Here is a 15510-nt window from a genome sequence, read left to right as displayed (position 1 = left end):
TGGTTGCGGCACGTCCCTCGGATGCTGCTGGTCGAGCAGCCCGCGGAGCGGTCGCTGCAAGCTGGTCGAGCAGCCCGCAGTGCGGCCCTTGCATGCTGGTCGAGTAGCCCGCGCAGCGGGCGTATCGAGACCCACCCCGTCGGCCGACGTGCTGACGACAGCGGGTCTCGATAGGCCCCTGCGGGGCTACTCGACCACCATCATCGCGGCAGGTCCGCCGGATGCTGCGGGTCGAGCTGCCCGCGCAGCGGGCCGCTCCAGGCGAGGCGAGCAGCCCGCGCAACGGGCTCCCTCATGTTGGTCGAGTAGCCGCAGCGGGCTCCCTCATGCTGGTCGAGGAGGCCGCGGAGAGGGCGTATCGAGACCCGCTCTGGCCTGAGCCTGCGGCGAAGGGGTCAGCCGACCGACATCGGCAGGCGCCGGCCCGTCAGCCCGCGCGGACGCGACGCGATCGTGCGCGCCAGCTCCGTGATCGCCACGGCAGCCGGGTCCTCCGGGTCGCCGATGACGACCGGCAGCCCGTCGTCACCGCCCGCCCGCAGCGCCACGCTGATCGGCAGCGTGGCGAGCAGCGGCACGTCCTCGCCGCTCGCGCTGAGCCGGCGCGCGACCTCGGCGCCGCCGCCGCTGCCGAACAGCTCGAGCACGGACCCGTCGGGCTGCGGCAGCCCGGACATGTTCTCGACGACGCCGATGATCCGCTGACCGGACTGACGGGCGAGCGCACCGCTGCGCTCCGCCACATCGGCGGCGGCCGGCTGCGGAGTCGTCACGATCAGCACCTCCGCGTGCGGCAGGAGCTGGCCGATCGAGATCGCGACGTCGCCCGTGCCCGGCGGCAGGTCGAGCAGCAGCACGTCCAGATCGCCGAAGTAGACGTCGGTGAGGAACTGGGAGATGGTGCGGTGCAGCATCGGGCCGCGCCAGGAGACGGCCGCCCCGCGGGTGTCGCCCTCGAGGAACATCCCGATCGAGATCACCTTCACCCCGTGCGCGACGGGCGGGAGCATCAGCTCGCCGACCCGCGTCGGCCCGGCCACCCGGCCGTCGTGCATCAGCCCGAGCAGGCCGGGGATGGAGAAGCCGTGCACGTCCGCGTCGACCAGTCCGACCGCCAGCCCGCGCCGCGCCAGGGCCACCGCCAGATTCGCGGTCACGGTCGACTTGCCGACCCCGCCCTTGCCGCTGGTGACCGCGTAGACCCGGGTCAGCGAGTCCGGGCCGAACGGCATCTCGCGCCGCCCGCCGCGCAGCCGCTCCGTCAGCGCCGTGCGCTGCGCGGGCGTCATCACGCCCACCTCGACCCGGACGGCGCCGACGCCCGTCGCCGACTCGGCGGCCGCGCGCACGTCGCGCTCGATGGCGGACGCCGCGGGGCAGCCGACGATCGTCAGCCGGATGGCCACGGTCACCGCACCGTCCTCGCCGACGGTCACCGAGTCGACCATGTCGAGCTCGGTGATGGGCTTCCGGATCTCGGGGTCGATGACCCGCGCGAGTGCCGCGAGCACCGCGTGCTCGAGGGCAGCGGGATCGACGGGCTCGGGCGTCCCGGCGTCAGGCATCGCGCCGGTCGCTCGCGATCGACTCCGCCCGGTCCTTCTCGAGCTCCTCGACGAGGCTGCGCAGCTCGGAGCGGATGAAGTCCTTGCTCGCCATGTCCCGGATCGCCAGGCGGAGCGCCACGACCTCGCGGGCCAGGTACTCCGTGTCGGCGAGGTTGCGCTCGGCGCGCTGGCGGTCCTGCTCGATCTGCACGCGGTCGCGGTCGTCCTGCCGGTTCTGCGCGAGCAAGAGGAGCGGGGCCGCGTAGGAGGCCTGCAGCGAGAGGATCAGCGTGAGCACGGTGAAGCCGAGGGCCTGGGAGTCGAACCGCGACTCCTCGGGACCGTAGGTGTTGAACAGCAGCCAGAACACGCAGAAGATCGTCATGCCGACGAGGAACCACGGCGTGCCCATGCCGCGGGCGAACGACTCGGTCAGGCGGCCGAAGCGGTCGCTGCTCTGCCGGTTGCGCCGGGGGAGCACCCGCGTGCGCAGGCCCTTCGGGGCGTCGAGCCGTCGATCCTGCTTGGTGTCCCTAGCCACGCGCACCCCTCCGTCCTCGTCGTCCTGCCTTGAACCTGCCTGCCGCCGCCACGGGCGCCGCGATCGGTATGCCCTGGGTCGTCGTGCTCACCGGCGTGCGCGGTTCGTCGTCGCCGTCGTGGCTGCGCCAGTCGTCGGGGAGGAGGTAGTCGAGCACGTCGTCGATCGTCACGACGCCGACGAGGCGGTGCGACTCGTCGACGACCGGCACCGAGACGAGGTTGTAGCTCGCGAGGATGCGGGCGACCTCGGCCGCCGAGGTGTCGGGAGTGATCGGGTCGAGGCTCTGGTCGAGCAGGGTGCCCAGGCGCTCGTGCGGCGGGTAGCGGAGCATCCGCTGGAAGTGCACCATGCCGAGGAAGCGGCCGGTCGGCGGCTCGTAGGGCGGCAGGGTCACGCAGACCGCGGCGCCGAGCGCCGGAGCCAGCTCGTGCCGGCGGATCATCGCGAGGCCCTCGGCCACGGTCGCCTCGGACGAGACGATGATCGGCTCGGTCGTCATGAGCCCACCGGCCGACTCGGGCGCGTAGGAGAGGAGCATGCGGACGTCGTCCGCCTCCTCCGGCTCCATCAGCTCGAGGAGCGCCTCGCCGCGCTCGTCGGAGAGCTGCGCGATCAGGTCGGCCGCGTCGTCGGGCTGCATCTGGTCGAGGACGTCGGCCGCGCGGTCGTCGTCGAGCCGGCCGAGGATCTCGACCTGCTCGCTCTCGGGCATCTCCTCGAGGACGTCGGCGAGCCGGTCGTCGGAGAGCTCGCCCGCGACCTCGAGCATCCGCTGCTGCGGCAGGTCGAGGAGGGTGCTGGCGAGGTCGGCGGGCTTGAGTTCGGCGAGGCTCGCCACGTACTGCTCGGCCGACTGCGCCTCGGTGGAGACGCTCTCGCGGACCTCGCGCCAGCCGGCGAACGTGGTGGCGCCCTTGGCGAAGGGCGAGGGGCTGGTCTTGGGACGGCGGACGAAGAGCTGCGCGAGCTCCCACTCGCCCGGCCCGACCTCCTCGATCGCGACGTCCTCGACGATCGCGTCGCCGGAGCCGTCGACGAAGGTCATCTTCCGGCCGAGCAGCTCGGCGATCACCCGGACCTCGCCGCCGCGCTGCTCGAAGCGGCGCACGTTGATCAGTCCGGTCGTGATGATCTGCCCGCTGCCGATGCTGGTCACGCGGCCGATCGAGACGAAGACCCGGCGCCGGCCGGGGATCTCGACGACCAGGCCGACCACGCGCGGCGCGTCGTTCTGACGGGGGACGAGCAGGACGTCGCGGACCTTGCCGACGCGATCGCCCGCCGGGTCGAAGACGCTGCAACCGGCCAAGCGCGCTACGAAGACTCTGGCGGAACTCACGGCTACCAACCTAGACCCGGCCGCCCTCGCGGAAGCCGAGCGCGGAGCCCATCGGCTCCCTGCTCGTGCTCGGGAACCTCTCGATCCGCGCCCAGAAGGCTCCAAGTCGGCTGTGACAGTCTGAGCGGGTGACTCAGCAGATGCCCATGAACAACCGCCGGGGCGCCGCCTCCCCGACGATCCCGCGCGGCGAGATCCTCGCCACCTTCGACACCTACGAGAAAGCGCAGAAGGCCGTCGACGTCCTCGCGCGGGCCGACTTCCCGGTCAAGCAGCTGGCGATCATCGGCAACGAGCTCAAGAGCGTCGAGCGCGTCACCGGCAAGCTGACCTGGGGCCGCGTCGCGCTCGCCGGAGCCGCCTCCGGCGCGTGGCTCGGTGTCTTCCTCGGTCTGCTGCTGATCATCTTCTCGCCGACCACCGAGTTCTCCTTCCTGATCGCGGCCGTCCTGCTCGGTGCCGGCTTCGGCATGCTCTTCGGCCTCGCGTCCTACGCGGTCAACCGTCGCCGCCGCGACTTCACCTCGACGATGCAGGTCATCGCCACGAGCTACTCGGTCCTCGTCGACCCGGAGGTGGTGAACCGCGCGCGCAACCTGCTCGACGGCACCCCCGCGGAGTCCGAGGCGCCGGTCTGGTCCCCGCCGCCCGCGAACGCCGAGCCCGTGCCGATCCGTCCCGAGGACGAACGGCGCTGATCGTCCCGAAGGCCCCCGGAGCAGTCCGGGGGCCTTCATCATGCCGGGGGAGCCGGCCGCGTCGTCAGCGGGCCGCGGACCCGACCGGCGGCAGCACGATGTCGACCGCGAGCCCGTGCGGCTCCCGGTTGGACAGCGCGACGGTGCCGCCGCCGGAGAGCACCGTGGTGTGCACCAGGGCGAGCCCCAGGCCGCTGCCGCCCGAGGCGGTGGTGCGCGAGTCGTCGGGGCGCGAGAACCGGTCGAAGGCGACGGGGATGAACTCCGCCGGCATGCCGGGGCCGTCGTCGGAGACCGTCAGCAGCAGCCGGCCGTCCTTCTGCGCGAGCGCCGCGACGATCGTGCCGCCGCGGCCGATCGCCTGGATCGCGTTGCGGACGAGGTTGTCGATCACCCGGCCGAAGTCCTGCGAGGCGACGGCGTACAGTCGCGCGGGCTCGCGCTCGTCGATCTCGTAGTCGATCTCGACGCCCGACTCCGCCGCGAGCAGCCGGGTGCGGTCGACCGCGCCGACCAGCTCGTCGACCAGCTCGGCGAACGGCGAGGTCGGCCGGGCGGAGCGGCTCTCGATCCGGGAGATGTCCAGCAGGGCGGAGGCGAGCCGGACCAGGCGATCCACGCTCTTCTGCGCGTCGAGGATGACGCGATCGACGGCGACCGGGTCCTCGACGCGGTGGTGCGCGATCTCGAGCTGGGCCGAGAGCGCGGCGAGCGGCGTGCGCAGCTCGTGGCTGGCGTCCGAGACCATCTGCTTCTCCCGCGCGAGGGAGGCCGACTGCTTGGAGAGGAACGCGTTCAGCGTCTCGGCGAGCTCGTCGATCTCGTCGCGGGTGCCGACCACCGGCAGCTGATCGCCGGGAGTGGGGTCGGCGGCGATCTGGTCGGCGCGGGCGCGCATCCGCCGGACGGGCGCCAGAGCCGCTCCGGTGAGGATCCAGGACGCGAGCCCGAAGGTCACGACGAGGAAGATCGCGGCGTACACGAGCACGTGCGCGAAGTCGTCGAGCACGAGCTGCGAGGCCGCCTGATCGCGGGCGGTGGCGACGCTCCAGGTGCCGTCCTCGCCGTCCACGGCGGTGATGCGCACCAGGTAGCGCGTGGTCGCGGTGGCGACCTCGGTGTAGCGCGGCACCGCGTCGGCCGCTCGGTCGCGCAGCTCCGCCTGCACCGAGCGGCGCACCTCCGTCGGCATGGTCGTCGCGTCGACCGCGCCGTCCGGGGTGATCGCGAGGTAGAGCTGCCCGGTGGAGGAGTCTTGGACCCGCGGGACGTCGCCGGCAGCGATGTCCCGGCGGATCTCGTCCTCGATCGAGACGAGGATCGTCCGCTCGCTGCGCTCCACGATGCCGGTGACGACCTGGTAGAAGAGCATCGCGGCCAGGGCGAAGAGCACGGTCGCGACGGCGACCGAGCCGATCGTGATCCTGGCGCGGATCGACAGCGCTCCCGAGCGCCGCGTCGCAGCGCGCGCCGCGGCGAGCGGGCTCGAGGCGGCCACGCGGCTACTCGACCGGACGGAGGAAGTAGCCCTTGCCGCGCACCGTCACGATGCTGACGCCGGTGTCCTCGGCGGGCAGCTTCTTGCGAAGGTAGCTGACGTACTGGTCGACGATGTTGTTGTCGACGATCTCGCCGCCGCCCCAGATCTCGGAGAGGATGCGCTGGCGGGTGACCACCGAGCCGACCGGCGAGATCAGGAGCTTCAGCAGCTCGAGCTCCTTCGGGCTGACGTGGATGCGCGTGTTGTCGGCGGTGCGGCGGATGCTCGATCCGTCCACGGTGATGCGGCCGACCTCGATCGAGGTGGACATCAGCGACGGGCTGCGCCGCAGCAGTGCCCGCAGCCGCGCGTTGAGCTCGGTGAACGCGAACGGCTTCGTCAGGTAGTCGTCGGCACCGGCGTCGAGGCCGAAGACGCGGTCCTCGACCGAGTCGCGCGCCGTCAGCAGCAGGATCGGCGTGGAACGGCCGAGCTCGCGGATGCGCCGGCAGATCTCGAAGCCCGACATCGCGGGGAGCATGACGTCGACGATGGCGGCCGAGAACTCCGCGTTGCTGAACGCGACGAGCGCGTCGATGCCGTTCGTCGTCAGCTCGGCTTCGTAGCCGGCGTCTTCAAGGCCGCCCACGAGCGCTTCGCCCATGGCTGGATCGTCTTCGACGACAAGGATCTTCACGCGCTCACCCTACGACGCCGCTCTCAGGAACGCCGTGTGCGCCGAGCGCGTTTCGGCGCGGGAACCCCTGTCGATCGGGGTCCGCCTCTGCGGACGTGGCGCTCCTGGAACGGGACAGCGTGTCCCCAGAGACTCCGAACCGGAACGGAATCGGGTGATAGTGCCTGTTTCACGGCCCATCCGGTACCAATCCGAGCTGCACGGGGGTACGAATAGGACACGACGTCTCCCGGCGAGCGTCCGCGCACCCGAAGCGCGGTCCGGATTCCTGCCCGGTTGCTCGCGACGTCAACGAAAAGGCGGTTCTCGTGACCCCGAAACGCTTGGCTGAACGTCTTCGATCGTTCGTGCCCCGACGTCGTCGTCCCCTCTGCGCAGCGTGCGGACTCGTCCCCCGGCGCGCACTCGACCCCTACTGCTCCGAGCGCTGCGCTCAGGACGACGACTGAGTCGCTCGGCTGCTCGTCCTCCGGTCGTGTCCTGGACCGCGGATGCAGCCGAGCAGGACGGGCGATCCCCGCCCGCGGAACGGCGATTCCCGACACGCGAGGCGGTGCTCGGCGACCCGGTGGCCCGGATCGGCGGGTCCCGGGACGTCCGTGAGGACGCGCCACACCTTCGGGGGCTCTGCTCCGGGCGCGCTCCTCGGTTAGCCTCTCGCTCAGTCGACCGGGGGGGATCATCGTGAGGCGTCTCGAAGTGCTGTCATCGGCCTGGCGGAGCACGACGGTGCGGGTCGTGACCGTCGTCGCCGCACTCGCCGTCACCGGGACGCTGCTCGTGTTCCTCCTGCCGGACGACCGGGCGGCCGTCGAGATCCCGGCGAGTGCGACGTTCTCGCCGACCACGGCGACACCGGTGCCCACGCCGGACCCGATCGCGCTGCCGGCGCAGCCCCGTGTACTCGTCTTCGGCGACTCCTACACCGCGGGCTTCGGTGCAGCCGAACCGGAGACGGACGGCTTCGCGCGCGTCCTGCCCCGATACCTCCCCGGCTGGGACATCGCGGTCGAGGGAGTCGGGTCGACGGGCTACATCAAGGCGGGCAACGACGGCCAGGGCACCTTCCTGCAGCGCATCGAGAGGCTGAGCTACGGGGACGAGTTCCAGCTCGTGATCCTCCAGGGCGGCTCGAACGACCAGAACGTCGAGAACGCCGGGCTGCCCGATGCGGTCGACGCCACCGTGACGGCGCTGCGGGAGCGGTTCCCGTCGGCGCAGCTCGTCATGCTCGGCCCCGTGTCGGTCTCGACGAACTCGAACGCCAACAAGCGCTACGTCAACGCCGTGCTCCAGGAGTACGCGCGCGACCACCGCATCGCGTTCATCAGCCCGCTCTACGAGCGCTGGTTCCCCACGACGTCGCAGTCCGAGTGGGTCAACATCGAGGTCGGCCACCCGAACACGGCGGGGTACGACCACATGGCACAGGAGCTGGCGGCCGATCTGGGGGAGATCGTCGTCGCCCGGTGAGCCGGCTCGGAGCGCCGGAGGCGCGGAGGTGCGGAACGGCCGGGAGCCTCGGCGGGTCTCTTGCTCGAGGCGGAGACGGACCATAGGATCCGTCGGGACACCTCCCGAGCGACCTGTGGAACCCGAATCCCGCAGCCTCACGGCGGTCGCGGTGTCGTACCCGAAGGCTCACCATGACGACCCTGATCCGCTCCTTCCTGCGCGCCCGCCGCTGCGACGCCTGCCGACGTCGCCCGTCGCGGGTCGCCGATCCGTACTGCTCGCGGGACTGCGCGAACGACGACGACTGATCCTCCGCTCTCGCGCACGGGCGACGCCCTCGAATCCCGCGGTACCGCACCTCGGTCGCGCTCCGAGGGCGTCGGTCGGCGTGCGTGCGGCTCGGGCACGGCGCTCGAGGCCGTCGGCGAGCGAAGGAGCGCTGCTCGAGCGTTCGAGCCGGAGTCGATCGCGTCGTGCCGGAGCCCGCGGCCCGCGTCGGTCTGCTCGAGGCAGCCGGATCGGCGTGAAGAGTGCCCCCAGAAGGATTCGAACCTTCGCCCCTGCCTCCGGAGGGCAGTGCTCTATCCCCTGAGCTATGGGGGCCAGGAGTGCCTGACAACATTAGCACCCGGGGTGAGCGTCGCCGGACGCCCTGGCGGGCCGTCTCGGCGTGCCACGATGGAGGCATGCTGCGCACCGTCTCCGCCTCGCTGGGCCTGCGTCTGAACGGGCCGACCGACCTGATCTTCCTGATGGCGGCGACGCCGACGGGGGACGACTTCGAGGACTCCTTCACCGTCACTCTCGACGGCGAGCCCGTCCCGGTGCGGGAGTTCCCGGCGCGGCACGGTGCGCGCGTGCACCGTGTGGCGGCGAACGCCGGCGCGATGCAGGTGGAGTACCGCGGCCGCGTCTCCGGGCGAGGCGTGCCGGACGAGCCGAGCGAGCTCGAGCTGGTCGAGTACCTGCGGCCGAGCCGCTACGCGGAGACCGATGCTCTCGGCGGGATCGCCCGGCGCGAGTTCGGGCGGGCCAGGGGCTTCGAGGCGCTCGTCGCCGTCGAGGAGTGGGTGCACAGCCACCTCTCCTACGTCTACGGCTCCACGGTCGCGACCGGGGGAGCGGCGCAGGTGATCGAGAGCGGACAGGGCGTCTGCCGCGACTTCGCGCACACCGTCGTCGGGCTGCTGCGCGCGCTCGACATCCCGGCGCGGGTGACCGCCGTCTACGCCCCGGGGCTCGAGCCGCGCGACTTCCACGCGGTGTCGGAGGCGTGGGTCGACGGGGCCTGGCACGCGGTCGACGCGACCCGGCTCGCTCCGCGGCCGTCGATGCTGCGGATCTCCTCCGGCCGGGACACCGCCGACACGGCGTTCCTCAGCAGCTACCTCACCGACCTGCGGCTCGAGACGATGAACGTCGAGGCGACCTGCGACGAGGTCGTCGAGGACGACCACGTGTCGCCGGTGCGCCTGGGCTGAGCGGGCGTCAGCCGCCAAGGGCGGTCAGCGCCGCGCGGACCAGCGGCTCGGGGTCGCCCGGCTCGACGAACGAGGCGCTCGACGCCTCGATCCAGTAATCGCCGATGAAGGCGTCGGCCACGCCGCGGCCGTTCGCGACCTCGTAATAGCCCTCGATCTCGGGCGGCCGGCCGTAGGTGGGGACCGCGGCGCTCGTGGTGAAGAACTCGTTCTTCAGCGCTTCGATGATCGCGGGATCGAGCTGCGCGACGGCGATCTGGAAGTCCGCGCCCTCCGGCCCGGACCAGCCGCAGACCTGTCCCTGGTAGCCGGCGATCTCGGTGGAGACCGCGGTCGGCTCGACGGCGTCGCTCGGGGTGAAGCCCGCCCAGAGCCCGGTGAGCGCTGAGGCGGGGATCAGCTCGTCGCAGGCGATGTCGACCGGGGTGCCGGTGACGGCCTCGCTCGCGCTCGGCACCGGCTCCGCGCCCGGCGCGCAGCCGGCGAGGGCGCCGACGGCGACGAGGAGGGCGAGGGCGGCGGGTCGGCGCATGCGCTGCACCCTAGCAATCGCGAGGCGGCGGGGGGCGGATGGGTCCTGGCGGCTGCGGTTCTGGGGAGGGTGGATCTACTTGGAAGAGACGCCCGCAGAACATGCTGGTCGAGTAGCCCCGAAGGGGCGTATCGAGACCCACCACCCCAAGGACGTCGGTCTCTTCCCCGCCCCGCGGTGGCGCCGGAGGCGCCCCCTCCGCTCGATTCGCCGGCTGCGCCGGCTACTCGATCAGCATGCTGCGGTGGCTGCTCGATCGGCGGGGGAGGTGAGGCGATCGGCGGGAAGGAAGGGGTGGCGGGGCGGCCGGTAGAATCGTGCCCCGTGACTCCCGAACAGCTCGCCGCCTCCCTGCACGCCCTCGTCCTCGACGCCGTGCAGCGACGAGGGAGCGACGCCGAGGTCGCGCTCGGCGACGTCGTGCTCGAGCGGCCGAAGAACCGCGACCACGGCGACTGGGCCTCGAACATCGCGATGAAGATCGCGAAGAAGGCCGGCGCGAACCCGCGCGAGCTCGCGACCGAGCTCGCCGAGGGACTGGGCGCGGTCGACGGCGTGGCCTCGGTCGAGGTCGCCGGCCCCGGATTCCTCAACGTGCGGCTCGACGCCGCCGCCGCGGGCGCGCTCGCCGGCGCGATCGTCGAGGCGGGCGGGGCCTACGGCACCGGCTCCGTCTACTCCGGTCTGAAGATGAACCTCGAGTTCGTCTCGGCCAACCCCACCGGCCCGATCCACATCGGCGGCACCCGCTGGGCCGCCGTCGGCGACAGCCTCGCCCGCGTGCTGATCGCGCAGGGCGCGGAGGTGACCCGCGAGTACTACTTCAACGACCACGGGGCGCAGATCGACCGCTTCACCCGGAGCGTCCTGGCCGCCTACCGCGGTGAGCCGACGCCCGAGGACGGCTACGGCGGCGCCTACATCGCCGACATCGCCGACCGCGTCGTGGCCGCCTACCCGGGCGACCTCACGGCGCTGCCCGAGGCCGAGCTGAACGAGACCTTCCGCTCGATCGGCGTCGACCTGATGTTCGGCGAGATCAAGCAGAGCCTGCACGAGTTCGGCGTCGACTTCGACGTCTACTTCCACGAGAACTCGCTGCACGAGTCGCGCGCCGTCGAGCGGGCGATCGAGCGCCTCCGCGAGCTCGGCCACATCTTCGAAGCCGACGGTGCGACCTGGCTGCGCACCACGGACTTCGGCGACGACCGCGACCGCGTCATCATCAAGAGCGACGGGGAGGCCGCCTACATCGCGGGCGACCTCGCCTACTACCTCGACAAGCGCGAGCGCGGCTTCGACCGGGCGATCATCATGCTCGGCGCCGACCACCACGGCTACATCGGCCGGATGATGGCGATGTGCGCGGCCTTCGGCGACACCCCGGGCGTCAACCTCGAGATCCTGATCGGCCAGCTCGTCAACCTGCTCCGCGACGGCCAGGCGGTCCGGATGTCCAAGCGCGCCGGCACCGTGGTGACGATGGAGGATCTGGTCGAGGCCGTGGGCGTCGACGCCGCGCGCTACTCGCTCGTGCGCTCCTCCGCCGACTCCTCGCTCGACATCGACCTCGACCTGCTCACCAAGCGCAGCAACGACAACCCCGTCTACTACGTGCAGTACGCGCACGCCCGCACCCGCCAGGTCGCGGCGAAGGCGGAGGCGTCGGGCGTGCCGCGCGAGCCGTTCGCCCCCGAGACGCTGGTGCACCCGAGCGAGTCGGCGCTGCTGGGCGGGCTGCAGGAGTTCCCGCGGATCGTCGCGCTGGCCGCGGAGCTGCGCGAGCCGCACCGCGTCGCCCGCTACCTCGAGGAGATCGCCGGCCTCTACCACCGCTGGTACGACAACTGCCGCGTGGTCCCGCAGGGTGACGACCCGATCGAGGCCGTGCACTCGACCCGCCTGCGCCTGAACGACGCGACCGCGCAGGTCCTGCGCAACGGGCTCTCGCTGCTCGGCGTGACTGCTCCGGACCGGATGTGACCGCCGCCGCCGACGGTCGGCCGCGCCGGGGTCGCCGCGTCGCGATCGTCGTCGTGATCCTGATCGTGCTGCTCGCCGTGGCCGCCGTCGTCGGCGACGTGCTCGCCCGCCGCGCCGTCGCCGACACCGCGGCGTCGAGTATCCGGGAGGCGCTCTCGCTCCCCGCGGACCACCCCGTCGAGGTCGAGGTCGCCGGCTGGGCGGTGCTGCCGCAGCTGATCGCCGGCTCGCTCGACCGGCTCGACATCCGCAGCGACGACGTCGCGTTCGGCGATCTGAACGGCGATGTCGACGCGACGCTCGAGGGCGTCCCCGCGAGCGGCGACGGTCCGCTCGAGGCGGGACGCGCGACCGTGGCGCTCGACCCCGACTCGGTGAGCACGCTCGTCGCCGCGCGGAGCCAGGTGCCGATCGACGGCGTGACGCTCGACCCGCCGCTGGTGCGCGTGAACACCTCGGTCGACGTGCTCGGGCTCACCCTCGCCGCGGGCGTCGGCATCGAGCTCGGCGCGGCCGACGGCGCGATCGAGCTGACGCCGTCCGAGGTGACGGCGGGCGGCACCACGATCAGCGCCGCCGACGTCGAGGACCGCTTCGGCGCCGTGGCCGAGGGGCTGCTCGCCGCGCGCTCGGTCTGCATCGCGGACGCGGTGCCGCAGGGGCTCGCGCTGACCGACGTCGCCGTGACGGCCGACTCGCTGGACGCCTCCTTCGATCTCTCGCCGACCTTCCTCAGCGACCCGGCGCAGCAGGAGACCGGCGTCTGCTCCTGATCCGGGACGGACGCGCAGCGCCCGACCGGTAGGATCGGAGCCCTGTGCCGTCGGCCCCGGCTGACAGAGCACTGGCAGCACGCTCGACGGCAGCACCTGCACCGACAGCATCTGCACCGACAGCACGTTCAAGGATCTTGCTGGCTTCAGGGGTCAATCCGGACTCGCTCGCCACGCAGTGACGCTCCCACTCTCTCCTGTGAGGTCTCACCCGTGGCACACGCCGACGCACCCGTCCGCGCCCCCCGTCATCCCCTCGCTCCGGAGTGGCTGCACCGCCCCGACGACGCGAACGGCCTCGCCGACGGCGTCTGGTCCGGCGGCACGGTCCGCTCGGCGGACGGCGGCCTCGAGATCGCCGGGGTCGCGGCGAGCGAGCTCGCGGCGCGGTTCGGCACTCCGCTCTACGTCGTCGACGAGGACGACGCCCGCCGCCGCGCGGTCGCGACGCGCGAGGCCTTCGAGCGCGAGCTCGGCCGGATCGGCACCGGCGTCACCGTCTACTACGCCGGCAAGGCGTTCCTCTCCACCGAGGTCGCCCGCTGGATGAGCGCCGAGGGCCTGAACATCGACACCTGCAGCGGGGGAGAGCTCGCCGTCGCGCTCGCCGCCGGCGTCGAGCCCGAGCACATGGGCCTGCACGGCAACAACAAGTCGCTCGCCGAGATCGACCGGGCGGTCGAGGCCGGCGTCGGCGCGATCGTCCTGGACAGCGTGCTCGAGATCGAGCGGGTCGCCGCCGCGGCCGAGCGCCACGGCCGCGTCCAGCCGGTCCGGCTGCGGGTGAACAGCGGCGTGCACGCGCACACCCACAGCTTCCTCGCCACCGCGCACGAGGACCAGAAGTTCGGCATCACGCTCGAGGACTGCCCGGACGCCGTCGCGCGGATCCGCTCGCACGGGAGCCTGCGCTTCCTCGGCCTGCACTGCCACATCGGCTCGCAGATCTTCGGCTCGGCCGGCTTCGCCGAGTCGGCCTCGCGACTGCTCGCGGTGCATGCGGCGCTCCTCGCCGACGGCCCGGTCCCGCAGCTCAACCTCGGCGGCGGCTTCGGCATCGCCTACACGAGCGCCGACGACCCGACGCCGATCGACGAGATCGCCGCGGCGATCGCGGACGCGGTCGCCGAGCAGTGCGCGCGCCTCGGCGTCCCCGTCCCGCACATCGCGATCGAGCCGGGCCGCTCGCTGATCGGGCCGGCCGGGCTGACCCTCTACGAGGTCGGCACGATCAAGGACGTCGCGGTCGGCTCGGACGGCGTGCGCCGATACGTCAGCGTCGACGGCGGGATGAGCGACAACGCCCGGCCGGCCCTCTACGGCGCCGACTACACCGCGCGGATCGCCAACCGGGTCTCGGACGCCGAGCCCGCCCTCGTCCGCGTGGCCGGCAAGCACTGCGAGTCGGGCGACATCGTCGTCCACGACGACTTCCTCCCCGCCGACGTGCAGCCGGGCGACCTGCTCGCCGTCGCCGCGACCGGCGCCTACTGCTGGTCGCTCTCGAGCAACTACAACCACCTCGGCCGACCCCCTGTCGTCGCCGTCCGGGCCGGAGCCGCGCGCGTCATCGTGCACGGCGAGACCGAGGACGACCTCCTCCGCCGCGATGCCGGCATCGAACGAAAGGCCATCCTCCGATGATCGAGTACCGCAGCCTCCGCGTCGCCCTCCTGGGCGCCGGGTCCGTCGGTGCCCAGGTCGCGCGCCTCCTGCTCGACCACGGCGACGAGCTCGCCCAGCGCGTGGGGGCGCCGCTGGAGCTCGCCGGGGTGGCCGTCCGGGACCTCGACGCGCCGCGCACCGCGGACATCCCGAAGGAGTACTTCACGACCGACGCCGAGGCGCTCATCCTCGGCGCCGACATCGTCGTCGAGCTGATCGGCGGCCTCGAGCCGGCGCGCAGCTACATCCTCAAGGCGATCTCCTCGGGCGCCGACGTGATCACCGCCAACAAGGCGCTGCTCGCCGCGCACGGCAACGAGCTGTTCGAGGCGGCCGACCAGGTCGGCGCCCAGCTCAACTACGAGGCGGCCGTCGCCGGGGCGATCCCGATCATCCGCCCGCTGCGCGACAGCCTCGCCGGCGACCGCGTGCACCGGATCCTCGGCATCGTCAACGGCACGACCAACTTCATCCTCGACCGGATGGACACCGAGCACTCGACGCTCGAGGAGGCGCTCGCGCTCGCCACCGAGCTCGGCTACGCCGAGGCCGACCCGACCGCCGACATCGAGGGCTACGACGCGGCGCAGAAGGCCGCGATCCTCGCCCGGCTCGCCTTCCACACCGACGTCCCGGTCTCGCTGGTGCACCGCGAGGGCATCACCGGCGTCACCCAGGAGCAGGTCGAGCAGGCGCGCGCCTCGGGCTACGTGATCAAGCTGCTCGCGATCTGCGAGCGACTCGTCGACGCGAAGACGGGGGAGGAGGGCGTCTCGGCGCGCGTCTACCCCGCGCTCGTGCACCGCTCGCACCCGCTCGCCGCCGTGCACGGAGCGAACAACGCCGTCTTCGTCGAGGCGGAGGCCGCGGGCAGCCTGATGTTCTACGGCGCGGGCGCCGGCGGCGTCGAGACCGCCTCGGCCGTGCTGGGCGACGTCGTCTCGGCCGCCCGCCGCCACGTCGTCGGCGGCCCCGGCCTCGTCACCAGCGCCAGCTCCGGACTCCCGGTGCTGCCGATCGGGCACGTCACCACCCGCTACCAGGTCACGCTCGAGGTGCTCGACCGCCCCGGCGTGCTCGCCCAGATCGCCGGGGTCTTCGCCGAGCACGGCGTCTCCGTCGAGACGCTGGTGCAGACGCCGCCCGTGCTCGACCCGCTGGCCGAGGCCGGTGCGGAGCGGCGCGAGCCGACCGCTACCCTGGTCATCGGCACGCACGCCGCGGCAGAGTCCGATCTGGCGGCCACCGTCACCGCTCTCCAATCCCACGGGTTCGTCGGCGCCGTGACGTCCGTTCTACGAGTTGAAGGAGCCTGA

At 72.4% G+C, this 15510-nt stretch carries 13 protein-coding genes and 1 tRNA gene; 7 read left to right on the top strand and 7 right to left on the bottom strand.

Annotated features, from left to right (window positions below):
* Positions 1-395: 395 nt before the first annotated feature.
* The 3 genes from HQQ86_RS02490 to HQQ86_RS02480 are packed head-to-tail and all read right to left on the bottom strand — an operon-like array spanning position 396 to position 3430.
* On the bottom strand, positions 396-1565 hold the full coding sequence (locus tag HQQ86_RS02490) for an Mrp/NBP35 family ATP-binding protein (RefSeq protein WP_173286203.1): 1170 nt from the start codon (positions 1563-1565) through the stop codon (positions 396-398).
* On the bottom strand, positions 1558-2088 hold the full coding sequence (locus HQQ86_RS02485; RefSeq protein ID WP_173286201.1) for a DUF1003 domain-containing protein: 531 nt from the start codon (positions 2086-2088) through the stop codon (positions 1558-1560). Before HQQ86_RS02485 ends, HQQ86_RS02490 begins: the two co-directional genes overlap by 8 nt.
* Positions 2081-3430, bottom strand: coding sequence for a CBS domain-containing protein (locus HQQ86_RS02480; RefSeq protein ID WP_173286199.1), 1350 nt, complete (start codon positions 3428-3430; stop codon positions 2081-2083). Before HQQ86_RS02480 ends, HQQ86_RS02485 begins: the two co-directional genes overlap by 8 nt.
* Positions 3431-3576: 146 nt before the next feature.
* Between HQQ86_RS02480 and HQQ86_RS02475 the strand changes: the two genes are divergently transcribed.
* Entirely contained in the window at positions 3577-4128 is a 552-nt protein-coding gene (locus HQQ86_RS02475; RefSeq protein WP_173286197.1) for a general stress protein, read from the top strand.
* A 64-nt stretch (positions 4129-4192) separates the two neighbouring features.
* Here the strand turns inward: HQQ86_RS02475 and HQQ86_RS21110 are convergent, their stop codons facing one another.
* Both HQQ86_RS21110 and HQQ86_RS21930 read right to left on the bottom strand, forming a co-directional pair.
* Positions 4193-5626, bottom strand: a complete 1434-nt coding sequence (locus tag HQQ86_RS21110; RefSeq protein WP_173286195.1) for a HAMP domain-containing sensor histidine kinase — start codon at positions 5624-5626, stop codon at positions 4193-4195.
* A gap of 4 nt (positions 5627-5630) precedes the next feature.
* Entirely contained in the window at positions 5631-6305 is a 675-nt protein-coding gene (locus HQQ86_RS21930) for a response regulator transcription factor (RefSeq protein ID WP_260300519.1), read from the bottom strand.
* Between the two features lie 684 nt (positions 6306-6989).
* Between HQQ86_RS21930 and HQQ86_RS02460 the strand changes: the two genes are divergently transcribed.
* Positions 6990-7778, top strand: coding sequence for an SGNH/GDSL hydrolase family protein (locus tag HQQ86_RS02460; RefSeq protein WP_173286193.1), 789 nt, complete (start codon positions 6990-6992; stop codon positions 7776-7778).
* A 513-nt stretch (positions 7779-8291) separates the two neighbouring features.
* Here the strand turns inward: HQQ86_RS02460 and HQQ86_RS02455 are convergent.
* Positions 8292-8363, bottom strand: a tRNA-Arg gene (locus tag HQQ86_RS02455).
* Positions 8364-8446: 83 nt separating this feature from the next.
* Between HQQ86_RS02455 and HQQ86_RS02450 the strand changes: the two genes are divergently transcribed.
* Complete coding sequence (locus tag HQQ86_RS02450; protein WP_173286191.1) at positions 8447-9241, top strand: transglutaminase family protein; 795 nt, start codon at positions 8447-8449, stop codon at positions 9239-9241.
* 7 nt (positions 9242-9248) lie between these two features.
* On the opposite strand, the gene HQQ86_RS02445 is transcribed toward HQQ86_RS02450, so the two are convergent.
* Positions 9249-9773, bottom strand: coding sequence for a hypothetical protein (locus tag HQQ86_RS02445; RefSeq protein WP_173286189.1), 525 nt, complete (start codon positions 9771-9773; stop codon positions 9249-9251).
* A gap of 324 nt (positions 9774-10097) precedes the next feature.
* On the opposite strand from HQQ86_RS02445, the gene argS reads away from it, so the two are divergent.
* From argS to HQQ86_RS02425, 4 genes are all read left to right on the top strand, one after another.
* Positions 10098-11756 carry an arginine--tRNA ligase gene (gene argS / locus HQQ86_RS02440; protein ID WP_173286187.1) on the top strand — a complete coding sequence of 553 codons (1659 nt, stop codon included), beginning with the start codon at positions 10098-10100 and terminating at the stop codon, positions 11754-11756.
* On the top strand, positions 11753-12529 hold the full coding sequence (locus tag HQQ86_RS02435) for a DUF2993 domain-containing protein (protein ID WP_173286185.1): 777 nt from the start codon (positions 11753-11755) through the stop codon (positions 12527-12529). The genes argS and HQQ86_RS02435 overlap by 4 nt, the downstream gene beginning before the upstream one ends.
* Before the next feature lie 213 nt (positions 12530-12742).
* Positions 12743-14173 (top strand): diaminopimelate decarboxylase, encoded by a 1431-nt coding sequence (lysA, locus tag HQQ86_RS02430; protein ID WP_173286183.1) that lies wholly within the window; start codon positions 12743-12745, stop codon positions 14171-14173.
* Positions 14170-15510 (top strand): homoserine dehydrogenase, encoded by a 1341-nt coding sequence (locus HQQ86_RS02425; protein WP_173286181.1) that lies wholly within the window; start codon positions 14170-14172, stop codon positions 15508-15510. Before lysA ends, HQQ86_RS02425 begins: the two co-directional genes overlap by 4 nt.

It is taken from the genome of Rathayibacter sp. VKM Ac-2857 (assembly GCF_013205025.1).
In the GTDB taxonomy this organism is placed as follows: domain Bacteria; phylum Actinomycetota; class Actinomycetes; order Actinomycetales; family Microbacteriaceae; genus Rathayibacter.
This window is presented reverse-complemented; position numbering and strand designations above follow the sequence as displayed.